The organism is Leifsonia sp. McL0607, from assembly GCF_049993355.1.
GTDB lineage: Bacteria > Actinomycetota > Actinomycetes > Actinomycetales > Microbacteriaceae > Leifsonia.
Map to the genome: position 1 here is coordinate 2,058,010 of NZ_CP188253.1, position 20,506 is coordinate 2,078,515.

The following is a 20,506-nucleotide window of genomic DNA, read 5'->3' on the forward strand; positions in this document are numbered from 1 at the left end:
GCCGAACGTGCTCACGAGGGGGTTCCGACGTTTGCGCCGAATGTGGCGCTACCGGCGCCGCGTCGCGACATTCGCGCCGAATCGCGCCGCCGCCCGGTGCTCGCCGTGACGCGCGGAACGGAGGAGGATGAGCGGCGAGTTCGAGGAGGCCCGCGATGGCGACGACGTTCCGTGACCTGCACTACGGCGACGAGCCGCTGCTGCTGCCCAACGCGTGGGACGTCGGCTCGGCGCTCGCGTTCGCGGCGGCCGGGTTCCCGGCGGTCGGCACGACGAGCTTCGGCGTGAACGCGTCGACAGGGAGGCCCGACGCCGCCGGCGCGAGCAAGGAGGCGACGGTCGCGCTGATCCACCGGCTGCGGGCGCTGCCCGTGCACGTGACGGCCGACATCGAGGACGGCTTCAGCGACGACCCCGGCGCGGTCGGCGAACTCGTCGCCGGGCTCGGCGCGGCCGGCGTGAACCTCGAGGACTCCGCCGGCGGCCGCCTCGTCGACCCGGCCATCCCCGCGGCGAAGATCGCCGCCATCAAACGGGCCGCGCCGCACGTGTTCGTCAATGCGCGCGTGGACTCGTACTGGTTCCACGAGGACGACACGGTGGAGGCCGTCCTCGCCCGGGCGGCGGTCTACGTCGAGGCGGGCGCCGACGGGTTCTTCGTGCCGGGGGCGGCTGATCCCGCCGTGCTGGAGCGGCTGGCCGCGGGGTGCCCGCTGCCGCTCAACGTGCTGGTCGTGCCGAGCCTGACTCTCGCACAGCTGAGGGACCTCGGCGTGCGGCGGGTCAGCACCGGGTCGCTGCCGTACCGGGTGGCGATCGACGCGGCCGTCGGCGTCGCGATCGCAGTGCGGGACGGCGAGGAGGTCCCCTCGGCGACCTCCTACGCCGACTCGCAGCAACGGCTCCTCGACTTCGCTCAGCTGGCGGACTCCGGCGCGGAGGCCGCCGCGGACGCCCTGGACGCCGGTGCGGGAGCCGACGCCGTCCCGTAGCGGGTGAGGCTCGCCGGCCCCACCTGCTCGGACGAGAGCAGCGTCAGCAGGCGTCCGTCCGGGAAGAGCCGCCTGCCCGCCCCGACCGCCGTCGGGAAGGTCAGGAGGCGGTACTCCTCGACCCTACCGGCGGCCTCCAGCCGGGTGAGGATCGACCCGCTGCCGATCACGACCACGTCGCGTTCCTGCAGGGTCTCGTCGAGCCAAGCGTCGAGGTCGGCCGGCTGCCGGCTGCCGGCTGCCCGACCATCTCGCGACGTCGACCGGACTGCTGCTCACCACGGCCTTCGACGCCCGGTTCATGGCCTGCGAGAACGGGTCGTCGCGGGCCGGCCACAGCATGCTGAAGTGCTCCCAGGTGCGGCGGCCGAACAGCAGGACGCCCGTCTCCAGGATCGTGCCCAGACGGAACTGGTCGCCCGCGACACCCTGCGGCCCGAACCGCATCGCCCAGCCGCCGAACGGTGTGCCGTCGCTTCCGTCGGGATCCTCCACGACGCCGTCCAGCGTGATGAACTGCACGACGATCAGCTTTCCCATGATGTCCTCCTCACAGTGACGCGCGAGTCGGCGTCATCAGGAGATACGAACGGGAGGCCGCGAAATCATCGCGCGCCTCGCCGACACCGCGGTAGAGCAGGAACCCGGGCCGGCCTCCCGCGGAGACCGGGGTCGTCGTCCATTCCGTGCCGCGCCACGCGAACAGGTGCTCCATGAACGCCAGGTAGGGCGCGGCGCCGATCGACCACTGCAGCACCGGCGGCATCTCGAACACGACGTCGTCGGCGACGAGGGAGGCCAGCGCCGGCACGTCCGCTCGCTCGATCGCCCGGGCATACCGTTCGACCGCCGCGGGGGCGAGCGGATGCGGGCGCTGCACGCCCTCGGTCACGGCCGCGCGTGCGCGCTGCAGGGCGGAGTTCGCCGACGCCACCGACACCTCCAGCACGGCTGCGGTCTCGGCCGCCGACAGGCCCATGACCTCCCGCAGCACGAACGCCCCGCGCTGCAGCGGAGAGAGCGATTGCAGCATCGCGGTGACGGCGAACCGCACCTCCTCGCGGCGTTCGGCGGCACGTTCCACCTCCGACTCGGCCGCCCAGCCGGTGGGCGCGGGCAGCAGCCACGGGACGTCGAACGCGGGCACCAGCGGTGTGCCGACCTCCAGCCCCGGCTCGCAGAGGTCGCGCGGCAGCGGGCGGCGCGGCGCCTCCCGCAGGCGGTCGAGGCAGACGTTGCGGGCGATCCGGTAGCACCAAGTGGCGAGGGCGCCTCTGGCGGGATCGTACGAGTCGCGCGCCCGCCACGCCCGCTCCAGCGCGTCCTGAGCCGCGTCCTCCGCTTCGAACGGCGACCCGAGCAGCTGGTAGCAGAACGCGGTGAGCGGGCGACGCAGCCCGCCGAGCTCCGCCTCGAAACCCGTCACGCGCCGATCCTATGCGCACCGCCGCACGCCCCTCGCTTCCCACCCACCGAGGGCACGTAACAGGCCCAGAACTCCGAGGGAGGCGTCCACGTGCCCGTCGGCGACAGCTCGGGCGTAGTGTCGGGCGACTCGACCCAGGAGGAGGAACCGACATGATCGCCCTTTCGCGCAGAAGCCAGCCGCGACCGTGCCGGCCGGCGACCGTGCCGTCGTCCGTCCCCGTGGGGGTGCGCGCGGCCTCCGACTGGTCGTGGAGGCTGCTGACCGTCGTCGCTCTCGCCGGTGTCGTCATCTACCTGGTGGTGGTGTTCCAGGACATCGTGGTGCCGCTGCTCGTCGCGCTGCTCATCTCCGCTCTGCTGCAGCCGACCGTCTCCTCCCTGATCCGTCGCCGGTGGCCGAAGTGGCTGGCCATCACCGTCTGCCTCGTCGCCTTCGGGGCGGTTCTGGCCGCGCTGGTCACGCTGGTCGTCTGGCAGGTGCGCGTCGGCCTCCCGCAACTCGAGCACGAGTCGGTCGCGGCGTACAACCGGGCGCGGGACGCGCTGCGCCAGCCGCCGTGGAACGTCACGGACGCGGAGTTCGCCGGGTACATCCGCAGCGCGGACGCGTTCGCGCAGAAGGACAGCGCGGCATTGGTCGGCGGCGTGCTCAAGGTCGGCACGACCACAGGGCATCTGCTCGCCGGCAGCCTGATCGCGATCTTCGCCACCATCTTCATGCTGATCGACGGCGGCGGCATCTGGCGGTGGATCTCCCGGCTGTTCCCGGTCGGAGGCCGCCCGGCCATCCAGGCCGGCGGCACCGCGGGCTGGCGAACGCTGACGAGCTTCGTGCGCGTGCAGATCCTCGTCGCTGTCGTCAACGCCGTCGGGATCGGCCTCGTCGCGTACTTCCTCGGTTTGCCGCTCGCCATCCCGATCGGTGTGATCGTGCTGCTGGCGTCGTTCATCCCGGTGATCGGGGCGATCGTGTCCGGGATCATCGCCGTCGTCATCGCCCTGGTGTTCGGCGGTCCGATCCAGGCGGTGATCATGCTCGCGGGCGTGCTGCTCGTGCACCTGCTCGAGGCGCACGTCATGCAGCCGCTGCTGGTCGGGGGCGCGGTGAAGGTGCACCCGCTCGCGGTGGTGGTCGGCGTCGCGGCCGGCACCGGGATCGCGGGCGTGCCGGGCGCGCTGTTCGCCGTGCCGGTGATCGCCGTGGCCAACGCGATGGTGTCCGCCATGCTCCGGGTCGCGCACGGCGTGCCGGCTGCCGATGACCCCGGCCCCCAGCCGGTCGAGGTGGAGGGCGCCACCGGCGGCGCCTGAGGCCGACGTCAGCCACCAGCCCGGCTGCCCGCGCCTCCTCCACGCGGCTAGGGTGTGCGGTGGCGGCGGGCGTGAGGAGGTCGGATGCGCGTCTTGGCGTGGCTGAAGCGTCACGATCCGGACTTCGCGGCGCTGCGTCGTGCCGGGCGCGCGGCGATCGTCATGCCGCTGCTCTTCGCCTTCGGCAGCCTGGTGATCCGCAGCCCGGACGCCGCGACCTTCGCCGCATTCGGTTCGTTCGCGATGCTGCTGCTGGTCGACGTCAGCGGACCCCTGGTCGATCGTGTGCAGGCCCAGGTCGGGCTCGCGGTCGCCGGCGCCGTCCTGGTCTGCGTCGGCACGCTCGTGTCGAATCCGGTCTAGCTCTCCGCCATCGCTATGGCGGTCGTCGCCTTCGCCGTGCTGTTCGCCGGGTCGGTGAGCTCGGCGATGGCGTCCGCGAGCACGTCGCTGCTGCTGGCGTTCGTCCTCCCCGTCACGCTTCCCGGCACCGTCGCATCGCTCGGCCCGCAGCTGCTGGGCTGGGGGGATCGCGGCCGTGGTCGCCGTCGTCGCCGTCGTCGTGCTTTGGCCTGCCCCGACCCGCGAGCCGTTGCGCGGTCTCAGGCGACCACGGCGGTCGCGGTGAACATCGCACTCACCGCGCGAGCGGAGCGCCGCTCCTGGTGGTAGCGGGTGATGGGTCGTCAGCCTGGCGACCTGGCCGGCCCTGTGGCCGTCGCAGCGGAGCGCGCGAGCGGTTTCGTCGGCTGGAACTCGGTCTGCGCAACAGCGTCCGCGGCGCCGTCGCCCTGGGCCTCGCCGTGCTGCTGGCCAACCTGACCGGCGTGCAGCACTCGTTCTGGGTGGTGCTCGGCACGCTGTCGGTGCTCCGGTCGAACGCCCTGAGCACCGGCCAGACCGTGCTGCGCGGCGTCATCGGAACGGCCGTGGGAGCACTACTGGGCGCGGCAGCGATGTTCGCGATCGGCGACAACAGGGTGGTCATCTGGGCGCTGCTGCCGATCGCCATCCTCGTAGCAGGCATCGCCCCTGCGGCCATCTCGTTCGGCGCCGGCCAGGCGGCGTTCACGATCCTGCTCGTCCTGCTGTTCAACCTGATCGCACCGTCGGAGTGGACGGTCGGGCTCATCCGGATCGAGGACATCGCCCTCGGCTGTGCGGTGAGCCTCCTCGTAGGAGCGCTGTTCTGGCCGCGTGGCGCCGCGGCCGCGCTGAGACAGGCGCTGGCGGAGGCTTACACGGAGAGCGTGGCCTACCTGGCCGCGTCGGTCGCGTTCGGGCTGGGCCGCTGCGATGCGGCGGCGCACGACCTGCCGGAGCCGCGAGCGCAGTCGCTCCGCGCCGCGGCGGCAGCTCGCCGGCTCGACGACGCGTTCCGCACCTACCTGGGGGAGCGCGGCAGCAAGCGGCGGCCGCTCGCAGAGGTCTCGGCCTCCGTCAACGGCGTCGCCGGCGTGCGGTTGGCGAGCGACGCGATCCTCGATCTCTGGCGGGGGCAGGAGGCCGCGAACGCCGACCGGGCGGGTGCCCACCGGGCGCTGGACGACTCGATCGCCCGGCTTGACGACCGGTATACCCGGCTGGCGGTCCGGCTGCTCGCGCGCGAGACGCCGCCGCCTCCCGAACCCCCGGCCGCCTCCGCCCGTTCGCGGCTGGCCGACGCGGTCGAGCGCGACCTCGGGGACGACCACGGGAACGTGACGGCGACGGCGGTGCGGATCGTCTGGACGGTCGACTATCTCGATGTCGTCCGCCGGTTGGAGGCCGTCATCGTCGGCCCGGTGAACACCCTCGGCGGCGATCTCCCGAGCCGCTCGAGGGCCGTCGGCTGAGTCGCATCCCTCGTCACGGAAGGAAACACGCGCCGGAATCTCCTGTATCAGCGCTTGGACAGGAGATCTCGGGCGCGTCGCGCCCGGATCTCCTGTAGCCGAAGGCGGGAGCCCAGAGTTAGATTGTGCGCGACGGCGGCTGGTGGGGCCGCACAGGATGTGCGGGAGGTGGTCGTCGTGAGCACGACGAATCGGGTGCGGCCGACGTTCGGCGGGCTGTCCGCGCCGGCGCGCTTGACCGTCGAAGGCGCCGGGATCGTCGCCGGGGCGGCGGTGTTCGTCGTCGTCGGGGTGGTGGCGCTGCTGCTGTTCTGGGGCCACACCCTCCCGATCGCCGGGCCGAACTCGGTCGGACAGTTCGTCGCCATCGCGGGCGGCGTCATCGCCTTCCTCGCCTACATCGCCGGGAGGCTGTGGCGGCGGGAGGGGCTGACGCCGTTCCAGACCCGGACATCGAGCCGAACGTACGAATCTCCGTCGCAGGCTCCCTCGGCGCTGGAGTCGCGGGGCACCCAGGCGAGCGGTGTCGATATCTTCGACACCTTCGCCATCGCCCTCGCGCACGGCATCCTCGCCCTGCTCGGCTGGCTCGTGCTCGGGGCCGTGCTCGCGAACGGCTTTCAGGACGCCACGGTCTACCACCTCTCGGCGACCGTGCTCGCCGCCGCCGCGGCCGGCGTCACGGGGTATGCCGTGTTCCTCTCGGCCGCCCAGATGGATCTGATGCGGCTGTCGACGGTGCTCGCCGCGTTCGCCGTGGTCGGCATCCTGACCTCCATGCTGAGCGCCCCCGACCCGCACTGGTGGCAGTTGCACCTCAGCGCGCTCGGGATGACCCAGAGCGTGTCGTCGCTCGCCTTCAACATCACGCTGATCGTCGCCGGCGTCATCGTCACCGCGATCGCGCGGTACGCCACCGACGCCCGCGGTGTCGAGGACCCCAAGCGGAGGTCCGCCGTCATGCGCGTGCGCGTCGGCCTCATCCTGATCGGTGTGCTGCTGGCGGGCGTCGGCGTCTTCACGCTGAACATCTCGGTGGCCCTGCACAACGTGTCGGCCGTCGGGATGGTCCTGGTGTTCGCACTCGTGGTGTTCTGGGTGCGCGGGGCGCTGCCGACCGCTCCGCGCTCGTTCTTCGTGCTCGGCTACGGGTTCTTCGGCTCGATCGTGCTCATGCTGGTGTTCTTCGCGGTCGGCTACTACGTGCTGACCGCGGCCGAGCTCGTCGCCGGCGTCCTGGTGTTCAGTTGGCTCATCGTCTATCTGCGCGTGAGCGGAGCCGCCGCCGCGGAAGCGGAGAACGTACACGTCGTCGAGGAGTAGAGCGCTCCTTCGACAGTGTGTACAGGAATCGGCTCTGAGCGCCCGCCTAGCATCCTCGTGACCCGATGGAGGAGTTGATAGCAATGGACAGCATCGAACGTGACGTCGTCATCGTCGGCGCTGGAGCCTCCGGCCTCACGGCCGCGACGGAGCTGAAGAAGGCCGGACTGAGCGTGGCCGTCCTGGAGGCCAGGGACCGCGTCGGAGGCCGCCTCTGGACGAACGACATCGACGGCGCGACGCTGGAGATCGGCGGTCAGTGGGTGTCGCCCGACCAGGACGCGCTCATCGAGACCCTCGACGAGCTGGGGCTGGAGACCTACTCCCGGCATCGCGACGGCATCAACATCTACCTCGGAGAGAACGGTGCGCGACGCACCTTCGAGGGCGAGATCTTCCCGGTCGCCCCGGCCACAGAGCACGAGATCGTCGGTCTGATCGAGCGCCTCGACGCGCTGGTCGCCGAGATCGACCCGGACCGGCCGTGGGACCACCCGCAGGCCAAGGAGCTCGACGAGATCTCGTTCCGTCGCTGGCTGGAGACCCAGACCGACGACGAGGAGGCCCGGCTCAACATCGGAATGTTCATCGCCGGCGCGATGCTCACCAAGCCCGCACACGCGTTCTCCGCGTTGCAGGCCCTGCTCATGGCGGCCAGCGCGGGAAGCTTCAGCCACCTGGTGGACGCCGACTTCATCCTCGACAAGCGCGTGAAGGGCGGCCTCCAGCAGGTGCCGCTGCTGCTCGCCGAGCGCCTCGGCGACGACGTGCGCCTCAACGCTCCGGTGCGCACCCTCCGCTGGGACGAGTCGGGCGTCACCGCTATCGCCGACGGCGTGGAGGTGCGCGCCCGGTTCGCGGTCCTCGCCATGCCTCCCGTGCTGATCAGCCGCATCTCGTACGAGCCGCCGCTGCCGCGTCGCCAGCAGCAGCTGCACCAGCACCTCTCGATGGGCTTCGTCATCAAGGTTCACGCGGTCTACGAGACGCCGTTCTGGCGCGACCTCGGCTACAGCGGCACCGCCTTCAGCCCGTACGAGCTGGTGCACGAGGCGTACGACAACAGCTACCACGGCGACCCGCGCGGAACGCTGGTCGGCTTCGTCTCGGACGAGGCGGCGGACGAGGTCTTCCGGCTTTCCCCTGAGGAGCGCAAGGCGCGCATCCTCGAGTCGATGTCGCACTACTACGGCGTCGAGGCGCTCAGCCCCGTCGTCTACTACGAGAGCGACTGGGGCAGCGAGGAGTGGACGCGCGGAGCCTACGCCGCCAGCTTCGACATGGGAGGCCTCGCCCGCTACGGCTCGGACCTCCGTGCCCCGGTCGGCCCCCTCCACTTCTCCTGCAGCGACCTGGCGGGCAAAGGGTACCAGCACGTCGACGGCGCGATCCGCGTCGGTCGCGAGACGGCGGCTGCGATCGTCGCGACGCTGCAGCGGGCCTCCCGGTAGGCGCCCCCACAGACTGCGCGCGGCCCGTCGTGGATTGCCGCGCGCACCACTCCCGGCCGGGGACGCGCACCGTCGTGGGATGCGCGCCTCGGCCGTAGGAGCACTGCCGATGTCCGAAGCGCCGGCTCAGTAAAGTGTGAAGTATGACTATGCAGCCTGCGGCACCACAGCCTGGCCAGACGCTCGTCCAGATCGGCGCGATCTCCGCCAACGATCACTGGATCGTGACACCCGTCGGCACGTGGAAGACCTCCGAGGTGAGTGTCGTCAGCACGGACCAGACGGCTACGACGACGCACACCCCAGCCTGGGCGATCGTGCTCGTCATCCTGTTCATCTGGTTCTTGCTTCTGAGTCTGCTTTTCCTGCTCGCGCGGGAGCGACGGATCTCCGGGTTCGTGTCCGTCCAGGTGCTCGGGCCGAACGGCCAGGTCCATGCGCAGCAGATACCCGTGGCCTCGGACGCCGCGCGCTGGGATGTCCTCAACCGCGTCAACTACCTCCAGAGCCTGATCGGCCATGCCCGTGGGGTCGAGTCGTCAGGCGGTTCCGCCACGTAGTCGCGCACGCCCTCCGAGCAGCGCGCCGCGAGCACGCGCCACGTCCTCGCTTCGCCTGCGTCGCCTCCACCTCGTCCGCGGGGCATGCGCGCACCGAGCCTCCTAGACTGGCGGGATGGGAGCCGACGTGCGCGTGGTGACGCTGCAGGACGTTGCCGACCGCGTCGGCGTGTCCCGCGCCACGGCCTCCCAGGCGCTCACGGGCAAGGGGCGCATCTCCGCCGCCACCCGCCAGCGGGTGCACGCCGCCGCCGCCGAGCTCGACTACTCGGTCAACCTCATCGCGCGGGGCTTGCGCACCGCCCGGTCGGGCGCGGTCGGTCTCTGCGTGCCCGACCAGACCCTCAGCTTCCGCTACTACATGGACGTCGCCTTCGGCGCGGTCGAGCGCGCGCAGGAGTCCGGGATGCTCGTCACCTTGCTGCCGCCGGCGTTCGCCGGGCCCGGCATCATCGAGCAGCTCGACGGGTTCCTGATGATCGATCCCGTGGACGGCGACCCGCTGGTCCAGCGGCTTCTCGCCGGACGCAAGCCGGTGGTCAGCGGGGAGAACCCGCCGGCCGGCGACCGGGAGCCGTGGGCCACCGTCTTCGGCGACCACGAAGCCGGCATGCGGCTGCTGCTCGACCACGTCTGGGAGCACGGCAGCCGCCGGCCCGCTGTCATGCTGCCCGACCCCGCGATGGCGTGGGGCCGCGAGATGGCGGCCGGGTACGCCGCCTGGTGTGCGGAGAAGGGCATCGAGACGCGGAGGATGCTCGGCTGGTTCGACACCACGATGGACGAGGTGCGCCGCGAGATGGACGAGCTGTTCGCGCAGTCCGACCATCCCGACGCGGTGATCTGCGCTCCGGAGGGCATCGCGATCGTCGCGGTGGAGGCCATCCGCGGCGCGGGCCTGGTGCCTGGCAGGGATGTGCTCGTCGCGAGCTACGTGGAGTCGGACGCGCTGTCGGTCACGCAGCCGACCATCACCACGCTCGACCTCCACCCCCGTGAGATGGGGCGCCGCTGCATGGACGAGCTCATCCGCGCCCTCGACGGCGCCGAACCCGGCCGCCGTGTGGAGGTCCCCATCGACCTCATCGTGAGGGAGTCCACCTCCGCCCGCTGAGCAGGAGCGCCGCGCGCGACGTCGACAACTCCGGAAAATCGCGCGGATCCGGCCCGGATGTCCGTTGTTCCCGACCTCCGGCCGACGTGTCGCCGCGAACCTCCGGAGTTGCCGACATCGGCCGAGGGTGGGTCGGCGATTCCGGAGGATGTGGACGGCAGGCCGCGCGTGAGTCCGGAACAACGGACATCGGGGCCGGAATGGCCGCGATCTCCGGAGTTCTCGACATCGAACAGGGTCGGTCGGCGATTCCGGAGGATGTGGACGGCAGGCCGCGCGTGAGTCCGGAACAACGGACATCCGGGCCGGAATGGTCGCGATCTCCGGAGTTGCCGACATCGGCCGAGGGTCGGTCGGCGATTCCGGAGGATGTGGACGGCAGGCCGCGCGTGAGTCCGGAACAACGGACATCGGGGCCGGAATGGCCGCGATCTCCGGAGTTCCCGACATCGGCCGAGGGTGGGTCGGCGATTCCGGAGGATGTGGACGGCAGGCCGCGCGTGAGTCCGGAACAACGGACATCGGGGCCGGAATGGCCGCGATCTCCGGAATTGCGGACGCCGTCCTCCATCCGCCCAGAAGGGGCACGCGCCCCTCGCTCGCGACGAACCTTCGGAATCCGTGCTGACAAATCGGTTAGACACCTTGATATTGCGTTGCCTAATCGATTAACCGTAACGAAACGGATCGTCGTTACGCCCACGGCGGCGACCTCCCGATCACCCGCGTCTCGACGAAGGAGCCGAGCACAATGGACCTCACGAGAGAACAGCACAGCCACCCCGACCCCGGCGCCCCTGCCCTCGCGCCGGACGCCAGCACGCCGCCCGCCGACGGCGCACTGCGCACCAACGCGCTCGGCACCGGCGGCATCGTTTTCATGGTCATCTCGGCCGCCGCCCCGCTCACCATCGTCGCCGGGATCGCCCCGCTCGCCATCCTGATCGGCGGCATCGCCGCTCCGCTCGTCTACACGGTCGCCGGCATCGTGCTCGGTGTCTTCGCCATCGCGTTCATGGCGATGACCCGCTATGTGAAGGCCCTCGGCGGCTTCTACACCTACATCACCGAGGCGCTCGGCAAGGCCGTCGGGCTCGCCTCCTCATTCGTCGCCCTGTTCTCGTACAACGCCCTCCAGATCGGCCTCTACGGGCTGCTCGGCGCGCAGGGCCACGACCTGCTGAAGAACGAGTTCGGGATCGACGTGCCCTGGTGGGTCATCGCCCTCGTCGGCGTGCTGGCCGTCTTCGCGGTCGCGTATCGCGGTGTCGACGTGGGAGCGAAGGTCCTCGGCGTCCTGCTCTCGGCCGAGGCGCTCATCCTGGTGCTGTTCGCGGTCGTCGTGCTCGTCCGCGGAGGGGCGGAGGGCGTCACCTTCGGCACGTTCAGCCCGCAGGCCTTGCTCAACCCCGGCCTGTTCGCAGTCGCCGGCTTCGGCTTCGCCGCCTTCATGGGCTTCGAGTCCACCGCGCTCTACCGCGAGGAGGCGCGCAACCCCGAGAAGACCATCCCGCGCGCGACCTACATCTCGGTCGCCTTCATGGCCGTCTTCTACGGCTTCGTCATCTGGGCGATCATCGTGGCCGTCGGCGAGAGTCACGTACAGGAGGCCGCGGCCAAGAACACCGCAGGTCTCGTCTTCGACACCGCAGGGAAGTACTTCGGCCCGTGGGCGGAGCTGACCATGTACATCCTGATCATCACGAGCGTGTACGCCAGCCAGCTGGCCTTCCATAACGCCATCAACCGCTACACGTTCTCGCTCGCGCGCGATGGTGCCCTACCCCGGGCACTGCACCGCACCAACCGATACGGGTCGCCTGCGGTCTCCGGCGCGGCGCAGACTGTGGTCGCGCTCGTCGTGGTCGCGATCTTCGCCGTGGCCGGGGGCGACACGTACCTCCAGCTGCTGCTCTGGGTGAACAGTCCCGGCGTCTTCGGGATCATCGCCCTCCAGGTCATCACGTGTGTGGCGGTCGTCGTCTTCTTCGTGCGCAACCGCACGCTCCCGCACAGGTGGTACGTCATCCCAAGCGCGGTGGTCGCCGGGCTGATCATGCTGGCAGTCCTCTACGTGCTGTGCCTCAACGTCGACCTGCTCACCGCGGCCGGCCCGGTCGTCGACACGATCATCCTGCTCTGTGTGCCGATGGTGTTCGCCGTCGGCATCGTGCTCGCGGTCGTCTGGAAGCGCACCAGGCCGAAGGCGTACGCCCGGATCGGAGGCGCCGAATGAGCACGGAGCCCATGAGCACCATCGACCTGCTGCTGATCGCAGGCACCGTCCTCACCCCGGCGGCGATCGAGGCGGGAGGCCGCTCCGGCCGCACCGCCGTGGCGGTCCGCGATGGGATCATCGTCGGCGTCGCCCCCGAGTCCGACGCGCTCGTCGCCGGCTGGCCGGCAGCCGCGGCCGAGGTGCTCGACCTCGGCGACGCCACCGTGAGCGCCGGCTTCGTCGACGCCCACATCCACCCCGTCATGGGCCTGCGGCTCACGCGCGGCCTCGACCTCTCCGGCATCACCGAGCGGGAGGCCGTGCGTGCCGCCATCGCCGCCTACGTCGCCGGCCGTCCGGCCGACGAGGACTGGATCCTGGCCTGGGGCCTCGACCCCGCTGTGTTCGGCGGCGGCGAGTTCGGCAACGACCTGCTCGCCGGTGTCGACGGCGGCCGCAAGCTGTTCATCACGCTGTTCGACGGCCACTCGGCGCTCGCCTCGGCCGCCGCGATCGATGCGGCGGGCGTGCGCGGAGACGCGGTCTTCTCCGACGCGTCCGCACTCGGGCTCGACGCCGACGGCCGGCCGAACGGGATGCTCTACGAGTTCTCGGCGCAGCAACTGGTGCTCGAGCATATCCCCGATCAGATCTTCGACGACCGCGTGCAACAGCTCGCCGACCTGCTCGCCGGGATGGCCGCGACCGGAATCGTCGCCGGGCAGATGCTCGACCTGATGGCCGAAGACTCGTTCGAGCTGCTGGAGGAGCTGGAGCGCCGGCAGGACCTCCCGATCCGCTTGCGCATCTCGCCGTCGGTGTTCCCTGGCTTCACGCGCGACGACCTGGAACGCCACCTGCGCTACCAGGAGCTCGCCGGACGCCGCTGGTACGTGCGCGGCGTCAAACTCATGATCGACGGCACCATCGACAACGGCACCGGGTGGCTCTTCGAGCCGGACACGAAGGGCGAGTCCCGGCAGTCCATCTGGCTCGATCCGGCCGAGTATCGGGAGGCCGTGCGCTTCTTTCATGAGCACGGCATTCCGACCGCGACGCACGCGATCGGCGACAAGGGCATCGCCTTCGTGGCCGAGACGCTGCGGTCGCTGCCCCCAAGCGACGTGCAGCACCGCATCGAGCACATCGAGACGCTGCCCTACGACGTCCTCGACGAGATCATCGCGTCCGGCGCCGCGGCGAGCATGCAGCCCACCCACTGCACGCTGTACACGCGCGCCGACCACACCGACAACTGGTCGCAGCGGCTCGGCGACGAGCGCGCCGACCGCGCGTGGCGCACGCGCGACCTGCGCGACCGGGGCGCGATCCTCGCGCTCGGCTCGGACTGGCCGATCGCGCCGTACGACCCGCGGGGGATCGTGGCGGCCGCACAGCTGCGCCGTCCGGCCGGACGCGAGCAGGTCGAGCCGGTGGGTCCGGACCAGTCTCTGAGCGCGCGTGCCGCGCTGGAGGGCTATACGAGCGAGTACTGGCGCAGCGTCGGTGAGCCGGGAGGTCGCATCGAGCCGGGGCTGCCGGCGGACTTCACCGTGTGGGCGCTGAGTCCGCTCACGACTGACCCTGACACCTTCGCGGAGTCCGCGGTACTGCTCACGGTGGTCGGCGGCACCCCGTCGGAGCGCGACACCTCAGGCACGCACACCTCCTAATGCTTGTGTAGCATCCGGGTGAGATGCGGAATGTCGCATGGGTCATGTATGGTCATACCTACGAGCTGGCGTTGATTCATCCGTCAGCTCATTGGTAGGCGGAGGCGTGAACGGGTACGCACCTCCTGTCGATCACCATGCTGCTCCTAGTGCAGCGCTTCGATGCCCCCAGCCGGTCGGGTTCCGCTGGGGGCATCACCCGTTTCCGTGCGCGCACATTCGCGCCGGATGTCGCGTTTCCGGAGCCCGAACTGCGCATTCGCGCCAAACGTCGAGGTCGCGGCGGCGAATGCGCATGGAGGGTGCGTGCGTTGCCGGCGCGCGTTCGCGCCAGACTTTGCGTTGGAGCGGCGCGGGCGCGCATTCGCGCCGGTTGTGGCGGTGGCGGTGGCGAGGGTGCGCATTCGCGCCGGTTGTGGCGGTGGCGGTGGCGAGAGTGCGCATTCGCGCCGGATGTGGCGGTGGCCGCGGCGTACGTGCGCCCGATGTCGCGCGGCGACGACGGCGCGCGCCGCGCCGCCGTAGCGCCCGCTCAGACCGCGGCGATCGTCCAGGATGCCGTCGCGGACTCCCCGGGGGCGAGCGCGATCAGATCGGTGCCCGAGTTGTACGCGTCGGGCGGGCAGGTCATCGGCTCGACCGCGAGGCCCAGCCGGTTCAGCTCCGGGACGTCGCTGTCGGCGGTGTGGACCTGCACCCACGGGCAGGCCTCGTCCCACGTCATCGCGACACCGGTCCCCTCGGCCGAGCGCACTGTCACGGTCGTGCTCCCGTCGTCGCCGCGCGCCAGGCCGGTGAACGCGTGGTCGATGAAGGTCTCGGCAATCGCCCGCGGAGTGCGGAAGTCGAAGACGCCCGCTCCCTCGACGGCGACGTCGGCGAGCCCGATCGGGATGAGCCGGTCCTCCGTCACGGTCAGCACCTGCTCGGCGGGAAGCTGGAGCGTCCAGTCGTCGACGCGGCCGCTGCCGGCGATGAGGTACGGGTGCGGGCCGGTGCCCCACGGCGCGGAGGACGGACCGGAGTTGGTCCCGGTGACGGTCGTGTGGAGGCCGTCCTCGTCGAGCTCGAAGGCGACGGCGACCTCCACGCGGTGCGGGAAACCAGCCTGTGCCTCGATGGTCGCGGCGAGGGTGACGCTGCTCGCGGAGCGGTCAACGGCGGTGAAGTCGAGCCAGCAGGCAAGGCCATGCAGGGCGTGGCCGCGAGCGGGCTCGGTCAGTGCGAGCTGCTGCTCCTCGCCGTCGAAGGAGTACCGTCCGTCGACGACCCGGTTGGGCCAGGGCGCGAGCGTGGCGCCGCGGAAGGCCGGACGCACTTCGTCGGCGTCGAACGGGACGACGAGGGGGCGGCCGCGGTGCTCCAGGGTGCGCAGCGAGGCGCCGACCGACGCGATCGTCGCGTGGTAGTCGCCGGCGGTCAGGCCGAAGTGGGTGCCGGAGATGGGGATGCTCATCCGCCCATTCTGTCCGCAACTGCCGAGTACGCAAGAATTCCGGTCGAGAACCGCCGAGTACGTACCAATTCGGGCGAAAACCGCCGAGTACGCGGACTGTCCGCGTACTCGGCGGCTTGTGATGCGCGCGAAACCTAGCGGAGGCGCTTGCTAGCTGAACGACCGGTAACGATCGGCTCGTCGGGGTTGCTCCCGGAGTAGCGTCGGTTTGAATGGGGTCATGCGTAGTGTCGGCTGGTCGTTGTTCGGGTTTGCGTTGGTCGTCGGCGCTGTAGCGCTGGGCGCGCTCACCACTCCGGCCGTCGACCACGGCCTGGCCACCGTCGCCGTCGAGCACCACGTCGGGTTCACCCGCCGCCAGTGGGTGGACCTCGCCATCGCCGCGCTGTTCTTCATCACCGCAGCGGCAATGGCCGGCGCCCTCGTCGTTACGCGCCTCCGTGCGTCCACGCACGACACCGCACCCCCCGCGCCGCCCACCGCTCCCGTTCACGCTTCGGCTCCCGTTCACGCTTCGGCTCCCGTTCACGCTTCGGCTCCCGTTCACGCTTCGGCTCCCGTTCACGCTTCGGCTCCCGTTCACGCTTCGGCTCCCGCTCCCGTCGAAGTCTGACCGCCGGTTCCAGACGCGGCGCGCGTTCAGTGCTGCCACATTCGCGCCGAATGCGCCGCTCAACGTGGTGAGAGGCGACATTCCCGCCAAATGTGCCGCTCGCACCCTCCGCTACCCGGCGGCGCGCAGCGCGGCGTAGAGGTCGGCGCGGGCGGCGAAGCCACCGAGGTCGCGTCCGAGCAGGCGCTCGGCGTCGGCGACGCGCGCGCGCAGCGTGTGCCGGTGCATGCCGAGCCGGCGCGCGGCCACGTCGTACACGCCGTCCGCGTCCAGCCAGGTGCGCAGGATGCCGGGCAGCGCCGGGTCGGCCTTCGCCAGCGGTGCCAGGGCGGTCGCGGCGACCGCCCGTGCGTCCGGGGTCTGCAGCAAGGCGAGCATGCCCGCCGCCGCCACGTCGTCGAACGACGGCACGGGCTCGTCGGGAGTCGAGCGTCGCGCCGCCACGCCTGCCTGCGTCACTCCGGAGGCCAGGGCGTCGAGTGCGACGGGAGCCGACGACCCGCCGCGCAGCTCGAACCGCGCGGCAAGCTCAGCGATAGTCTCCTGCGCGGCGCCGATGACCACGAGGTCTTGGCCGTCGCGCGCGAAGAAGCCGCCGCCGTCGGCCTCCAGCCAGTCCACGGCGGAGGCGCCTGCTGCGCCGTGCAGCACGGTCACGCGAACCGGCTCCTCGGGCAGTGCGCCGAGCACGGGCTCCGCAATCGTCTCCGCGAGCGCGCGTTCGCCGGCGAGGAGGGTGCGCCAGACCGCCGTGCGGACCCGGGCGCGCGCCGCGTCGGTGGCGCGGCCCTGCTCGAGCGCCAGGCCGGCTAGCGCCACGACGCCCGTCACGACCTGCTGCGCGGCCTGGTCGAGGCCCTCCGATCCGACGGCGAGCACGCCCCGCAGATGCCCGGCGGCGCCGAGCGTCTGGAGGGCGAACGGACCCGCGTGGGTGCTCGCGGCCCCCGCGGCTCGGCGGCGGCTGCGCAGCAGGGGCTCGGCGGCGGCCGTCAGCGCCGACCGTGAGACGGCGTCCAGCGCGCCGGAGGGCGCGATGCGGTCCAGCGTCCCATCGGCGCCGAACAGCGCGACCGGTCGGTCGATCTGGCGCGCGAGCTCACCGAGCACGGCGCCGAGCGCATCGGGCCGCAGCGCGGCGAGCGAGATCGCCCGGGAGGCGCGCAGCGCCCAGGTGTTGCGCGCGTAGGCGTCCGCCGCGACGCGGTCGGCGACGAACCGGGCGACGGCGATGAACGGCGTGCGGTAGGGCACTTCGAACAGCGGGAGGCCGTGTCGGGTGCACGCCTCCACCAGCGGTTCGGGGGTGTCCCGAACGACTTCCGTCCCGAATCCCAGCCCGGCGATCCCGTGCGACACCAGCCGCGACACGTATGGGTCGACATCGTCCGGCGTGCCGGTGACCAGCAGCACCTGGCCGGGAGAGAGGAAGGGCGTCGGGTCGGGGAGGTCGGAGCTGTGCGCCCACGAAAGTGGGACGTCGAGGTCGCCCACGTCGGCCTGGGTGAGCAGCCGGAGGCCGAGCTCGGGTCGCGCGAGGAGCTGGGCGAGGGTCGCGGGCATCGGGCACTCCATCCGCCAGGGTGTCGAATTCGGATTCTGAAATTGTACGACTCGTCCAGGCGCGGGTCACGCTCCGCTCTTTACGATGCCGCCATGACCATCGTTTTCCCCGCCTCCGCAACCCTCGTCGGCGGACCCTCGCTCCCGCAGGAGCGCCGACTCCTCACACCCATCCCCGGACCGGAGTCGCGGAAGCGCGCCGAGCGCAAGGCCCAGGCCGTCGCCGCCGGCGTCGGCGCGACCATCCCGGTCTACACCGTCGCAGCGGGCGGGGGTGTGCTCGTCGACGTCGACGGCAACTCGCTCATCGACTTCGGCTCCGGCATCGCCGTGACCGGTGTCGGCAATGCCGCTCCGCGCGTCGTCGAGGCCGTCACGCAGCAGGTCGCCGCCTTCACGCACACCTGCTTCACCGTCGCGCCTTACGACTCGTACGTCGACGTCGCCGAGGCGCTCAACCGCCTCACGCCCGGCGACTTCGTCAAGCGCAGTGCCCTCTTCAATTCGGGCGCGGAGGCCGTCGAGAACGCGGTCAAGATCGCCCGTCACTACACCGGCAAGCAGGCCGTCGTCGCGTTCGACCACGCCTACCACGGCCGCACCAACCTCACGATGGGCCTCACCGCCAAGAACCAGCCGTACAAGAACGGCTTCGGTCCGTTCGCGCCCGAGATCTATCGTGCGCCGCTCAGCTACCCGCTGCGCGACGGCGGCCTCTCCGGCGCCGAGGCGGCCAAGCGGGCGATCACGATGATCGAGAAGCAGATCGGCGCCGCCAACCTGGCCGCCGTCATCATCGAGCCCATCCAGGGCGAGGGCGGCTTCATCGTCCCGGCCGACGGCTTCCTCCCCGCTCTGCAGGAGTGGGCCAACGAGAACGGTGTCGTGTTCATCGCCGACGAGGTTCAGACGGGCTTCGCCCGCACCGGCACCATGTTCGCCTCCGAGCAATTCGGCATCGTGCCCGACCTGATCGTCACCGCGAAGGGCATCGCCGGCGGCCTCCCGCTGTCGGCCGTCACCGGGCGTGCCGAGATCATGGACGCCCCGCAGGTCGGCGGCCTCGGCGGCACCTACGGCGGCAACCCGCTCGCCTGCGTCGCAGCGCTCGCCGCGATCGAGACCTACGAGCAGGAGGACCTGTCTGCGCGCGCCCGCGCCATCGGCGAGATCCTCTTCGAGAAGCTGGGCGCCCTCCGCGACGCCGATCCGCGTGTCGCCGAGGTGCGCGGCAAGGGCGCGATGGTCGCCATCGAGCTCGTCGATCCCCCGAAGCCCGGAGGGGCGGGGCCGGGGGAGCCGGACGCCGCGCTCACCTCGAAGGTCGCCGCCGCCGCGCACGCGGCCGGCATCGTGCTGCTCACCTGCGGCACCTACGGCAACGTCATCCGGTTCCTGCCGCCGCTCAGCATCCCCGACCACCTCCTCATCGAGGGGCTGGACGTCGTGGCGGAGGCGGTGGCCAACGCATGAGCGCCGTCGACATCGCGACCACGACCACCGAGCTGACCGCCCGCGAAGTCAACCTCCTCTCCCGGGTCCCCGATGGGCTGTTCATCGCCGGCGCCTGGGAGGCCGGGACCCGCGAGCAGATCCAGGTGCAGGACCCGGCGACCGGCCGCGTCATCAAGCGCATCGCCAACGCGACGCCCGAGGACGGCATCCGCGCCCTCGACGCCGCCGTGGCCGCTCAGGAGGCCTGGGCGGCGACCCCGCCGCGCACCCGTGCCGAAATCCTGCGCCGAGCGTTCGACCTCCTGCAAGAGCGCCGCGACGACTTCGCGCTGCTGATGACGCTGGAGATGGGCAAGCCGCTGGCGGAGGCCAACGGCGAGGTCACCTACGGCGGCGAGTTTCTGCGCTGGTTCTCCGAGGAGGCCGTGCGCATCGCCGGCCGCTTCGGGCAGAACCCGGAGGGCACCGGCACGATGGTCGTATCGCAGCGACCGGTGGGTCCGTGCTTCTTCATCACGCCCTGGAACTTCCCGCTGGCGATGGCGACGCGCAAGATCGCGCCGGCGCTCGCCGCCGGCTGCACGGTCGTCGTGAAGCCTGCCGAGCTGACCCCGCTGACCACGCTGTTCTTCGCGCAACTGCTCGCCGACGCCGGCGTGCCCGCCGGTGTCGTGAACGTCGTGCAGACGAACACCTCCGGCGCGGTCTCCGCCCCGATCATCGCCGACCCGCGCCTGCGCAAGCTGTCGTTCACCGGCTCCACCCCGGTGGGTCGCGCGCTGCTCGCGCAGGCCGGCCAGAACGTGCTGCGCACCTCCATGGAGCTCGGCGGCAACGCGCCGTTCGTCGTGTTCGACGACGCCGACCTGGACAAAGCGGTCGAGGGTGCGATGCTCGCGAAGTTCCGCAACATCGGCCAGGCGTGCACCGCTGCCAACCGCTTCATCGTGCACGAGTCGGTCGCCGACGAGTTCGCGCGTCGCGTCACCGCCAAGGTCGACGCGATGAAGATCGGTCGTGGCACGGAGGAGGGCGTCGCCATCGGCCCGCTCATCGACGACCGCGCAGTCGCCACCATGGAGGCGCTGGTCGGCGACGCCGTCGAGCGCGGCGCCCGCGTCCTCACCGGAGGAAAGGCGCCGGAGGGCGACGGCTTCTTCTACGAGCCGACGGTGATCGTGGACGTGCAGCCCGGCAGCGAGATCCTCCGCGAGGAGATCTTCGGCCCGGTGCTGGCGATCACGACGTTCTCCACCGAAAAGGAGGCCGTGGCGCGCGCCAACGAGACCGAGTACGGTCTGGTCGGCTACGTGTTCACGCAGGACCTCGCACGCGGCCAGCGCATGATCGACCGGGTCGACACCGGAATGATGGGCCTCAACACCGGCCTCGTCTCCAACGCGGCCGCCCCGTTCGGCGGCGTGAAGCAGTCGGGCCTCGGCCGGGAGGGCGGGCTCGAGGGCATTCACGAGTACCTGAGCGCGAAGTACACGCTCATCCCCGCCTGATCCATC

19 protein-coding genes are annotated in these 20,506 nt (G+C 71.2%); 14 read left to right on the forward strand and 5 right to left on the reverse strand.

Annotation, left to right across the window (positions count from 1 at the left end; all coding sequences use genetic code 11):
* Positions 1-155: 155 nt before the first annotated feature.
* Positions 156-992, forward strand: coding sequence for an isocitrate lyase/PEP mutase family protein (locus ACPPVW_RS09975; RefSeq protein WP_426622973.1), 837 nt, complete (start codon positions 156-158; stop codon positions 990-992).
* Here the strand turns inward: ACPPVW_RS09975 and ACPPVW_RS09980 are convergent.
* The 3 genes from ACPPVW_RS09980 to ACPPVW_RS09990 are packed head-to-tail and all read right to left on the reverse strand — an operon-like array spanning position 917 to position 2,418.
* Positions 917-1,168, reverse strand: a complete 252-nt coding sequence (locus ACPPVW_RS09980) for a dihydrofolate reductase family protein (protein ID WP_426622974.1) — start codon at positions 1,166-1,168, stop codon at positions 917-919. The two genes, ACPPVW_RS09975 and ACPPVW_RS09980, sit on opposite strands and share 76 nt — an antisense overlap.
* Positions 1,116-1,532 carry a hypothetical protein gene (locus tag ACPPVW_RS09985; RefSeq protein ID WP_426622975.1) on the reverse strand — a complete coding sequence of 139 codons (417 nt, stop codon included), beginning with the start codon at positions 1,530-1,532 and terminating at the stop codon, positions 1,116-1,118. Before ACPPVW_RS09985 ends, ACPPVW_RS09980 begins: the two co-directional genes overlap by 53 nt.
* 10 nt (positions 1,533-1,542) lie before the next feature.
* On the reverse strand, positions 1,543-2,418 hold the full coding sequence (locus tag ACPPVW_RS09990) for an RNA polymerase subunit sigma-70 (protein WP_426622976.1): 876 nt from the start codon (positions 2,416-2,418) through the stop codon (positions 1,543-1,545).
* Positions 2,419-2,570: 152 nt separating this feature from the next.
* Here ACPPVW_RS09990 and ACPPVW_RS09995 point away from each other — a divergent pair, with 152 nt between their 5' ends.
* From ACPPVW_RS09995 to ACPPVW_RS10040, 10 genes are all read left to right on the forward strand, one after another.
* Positions 2,571-3,731: an AI-2E family transporter gene (locus ACPPVW_RS09995; protein ID WP_426622977.1), complete on the forward strand. Its 1,161-nt coding sequence runs from the start codon at positions 2,571-2,573 to the stop codon at positions 3,729-3,731.
* 84 nt (positions 3,732-3,815) lie between these two features.
* The gene (locus ACPPVW_RS10000; RefSeq protein WP_426622978.1) at positions 3,816-4,094 is read left to right on the forward strand and encodes a hypothetical protein; all 279 of its coding nucleotides are present in this window, start codon (positions 3,816-3,818) and stop codon (positions 4,092-4,094) included.
* 15 nt (positions 4,095-4,109) lie between these two features.
* Entirely contained in the window at positions 4,110-4,403 is a 294-nt protein-coding gene (locus tag ACPPVW_RS10005) for a hypothetical protein (RefSeq protein WP_426622979.1), read from the forward strand.
* Positions 4,397-5,566, forward strand: a complete 1,170-nt coding sequence (locus ACPPVW_RS10010; RefSeq protein ID WP_426622980.1) for an FUSC family protein — start codon at positions 4,397-4,399, stop codon at positions 5,564-5,566. Before ACPPVW_RS10005 ends, ACPPVW_RS10010 begins: the two co-directional genes overlap by 7 nt.
* Positions 5,567-5,743: 177 nt before the next feature.
* Positions 5,744-6,889 carry a hypothetical protein gene (locus ACPPVW_RS10015; protein ID WP_426622981.1) on the forward strand — a complete coding sequence of 382 codons (1,146 nt, stop codon included), beginning with the start codon at positions 5,744-5,746 and terminating at the stop codon, positions 6,887-6,889.
* Positions 6,890-6,972: 83 nt separating this feature from the next.
* Complete coding sequence (locus tag ACPPVW_RS10020) at positions 6,973-8,340, forward strand: flavin monoamine oxidase family protein (RefSeq protein WP_426622982.1); 1,368 nt, start codon at positions 6,973-6,975, stop codon at positions 8,338-8,340.
* 143 nt (positions 8,341-8,483) lie between these two features.
* On the forward strand, positions 8,484-8,900 hold the full coding sequence (locus ACPPVW_RS10025) for a hypothetical protein (RefSeq protein WP_426622983.1): 417 nt from the start codon (positions 8,484-8,486) through the stop codon (positions 8,898-8,900).
* A gap of 115 nt (positions 8,901-9,015) precedes the next feature.
* Positions 9,016-10,014 carry a LacI family DNA-binding transcriptional regulator gene (locus ACPPVW_RS10030; RefSeq protein WP_426622984.1) on the forward strand — a complete coding sequence of 333 codons (999 nt, stop codon included), beginning with the start codon at positions 9,016-9,018 and terminating at the stop codon, positions 10,012-10,014.
* A 751-nt stretch (positions 10,015-10,765) separates the two neighbouring features.
* On the forward strand, positions 10,766-12,250 hold the full coding sequence (locus ACPPVW_RS10035) for an APC family permease (RefSeq protein ID WP_426622985.1): 1,485 nt from the start codon (positions 10,766-10,768) through the stop codon (positions 12,248-12,250).
* An 11-nt stretch (positions 12,251-12,261) separates the two neighbouring features.
* Positions 12,262-13,905, forward strand: a complete 1,644-nt coding sequence (locus ACPPVW_RS10040) for an amidohydrolase (protein WP_426622986.1) — start codon at positions 12,262-12,264, stop codon at positions 13,903-13,905.
* A 532-nt stretch (positions 13,906-14,437) separates the two neighbouring features.
* Here ACPPVW_RS10040 and ACPPVW_RS10045 read toward each other — a convergent pair.
* Positions 14,438-15,361 (reverse strand): aldose 1-epimerase family protein, encoded by a 924-nt coding sequence (locus ACPPVW_RS10045; protein ID WP_426622987.1) that lies wholly within the window; start codon positions 15,359-15,361, stop codon positions 14,438-14,440.
* A gap of 220 nt (positions 15,362-15,581) precedes the next feature.
* Between ACPPVW_RS10045 and ACPPVW_RS10050 the strand changes: the two genes are divergently transcribed.
* Complete coding sequence (locus ACPPVW_RS10050) at positions 15,582-15,974, forward strand: hypothetical protein (protein WP_426622988.1); 393 nt, start codon at positions 15,582-15,584, stop codon at positions 15,972-15,974.
* 111 nt (positions 15,975-16,085) lie between these two features.
* Here ACPPVW_RS10050 and ACPPVW_RS10055 read toward each other — a convergent pair whose 3' ends face one another.
* A complete protein-coding gene (locus ACPPVW_RS10055; RefSeq protein ID WP_426622989.1) occupies positions 16,086-17,537 on the reverse strand; it encodes a PucR family transcriptional regulator in 1,452 nt (483 codons plus the stop codon).
* A gap of 93 nt (positions 17,538-17,630) precedes the next feature.
* Between ACPPVW_RS10055 and gabT the strand changes: the two genes are divergently transcribed.
* A complete protein-coding gene (gene gabT, locus ACPPVW_RS10060) occupies positions 17,631-19,010 on the forward strand; it encodes a 4-aminobutyrate--2-oxoglutarate transaminase (RefSeq protein ID WP_426622990.1) in 1,380 nt (459 codons plus the stop codon).
* Entirely contained in the window at positions 19,007-20,500 is a 1,494-nt protein-coding gene (locus tag ACPPVW_RS10065) for an NAD-dependent succinate-semialdehyde dehydrogenase (protein ID WP_426622991.1), read from the forward strand. The genes gabT and ACPPVW_RS10065 overlap by 4 nt, the downstream gene beginning before the upstream one ends.
* The last annotated feature ends 6 nt before the right edge of the window (positions 20,501-20,506 follow it).

Coding starts and splice junctions, on each gene's coding strand:
- ACPPVW_RS09975 (WP_426622973.1), top strand. CDS start 156: ATGGCGACGACGTTCCGTGACCTGCACTACGGCGACGAGCCGCTGCTG.
- ACPPVW_RS10000 (WP_426622978.1), top strand. CDS start 3,816: ATGCGCGTCTTGGCGTGGCTGAAGCGTCACGATCCGGACTTCGCGGCG.
- ACPPVW_RS09995 (WP_426622977.1), top strand. CDS start 2,571: ATGATCGCCCTTTCGCGCAGAAGCCAGCCGCGACCGTGCCGGCCGGCG.
- gabT (WP_426622990.1), top strand. CDS start 17,631: ATGACCATCGTTTTCCCCGCCTCCGCAACCCTCGTCGGCGGACCCTCG.
- ACPPVW_RS10035 (WP_426622985.1), top strand. CDS start 10,766: ATGGACCTCACGAGAGAACAGCACAGCCACCCCGACCCCGGCGCCCCT.
- ACPPVW_RS09985 (WP_426622975.1), bottom strand. CDS start 1,532: ATGGGAAAGCTGATCGTCGTGCAGTTCATCACGCTGGACGGCGTCGTG.
- ACPPVW_RS10020 (WP_426622982.1), top strand. CDS start 6,973: ATGGACAGCATCGAACGTGACGTCGTCATCGTCGGCGCTGGAGCCTCC.
- ACPPVW_RS10065 (WP_426622991.1), top strand. CDS start 19,007: ATGAGCGCCGTCGACATCGCGACCACGACCACCGAGCTGACCGCCCGC.
- ACPPVW_RS10050 (WP_426622988.1), top strand. CDS start 15,582: ATGCGTAGTGTCGGCTGGTCGTTGTTCGGGTTTGCGTTGGTCGTCGGC.
- ACPPVW_RS10025 (WP_426622983.1), top strand. CDS start 8,484: ATGACTATGCAGCCTGCGGCACCACAGCCTGGCCAGACGCTCGTCCAG.
- ACPPVW_RS10055 (WP_426622989.1), bottom strand. CDS start 17,537: ATGCCCGCGACCCTCGCCCAGCTCCTCGCGCGACCCGAGCTCGGCCTC.
- ACPPVW_RS10045 (WP_426622987.1), bottom strand. CDS start 15,361: ATGAGCATCCCCATCTCCGGCACCCACTTCGGCCTGACCGCCGGCGAC.
- ACPPVW_RS10005 (WP_426622979.1), top strand. CDS start 4,110: ATGGCGGTCGTCGCCTTCGCCGTGCTGTTCGCCGGGTCGGTGAGCTCG.
- ACPPVW_RS10040 (WP_426622986.1), top strand. CDS start 12,262: ATGAGCACCATCGACCTGCTGCTGATCGCAGGCACCGTCCTCACCCCG.
- ACPPVW_RS10030 (WP_426622984.1), top strand. CDS start 9,016: ATGGGAGCCGACGTGCGCGTGGTGACGCTGCAGGACGTTGCCGACCGC.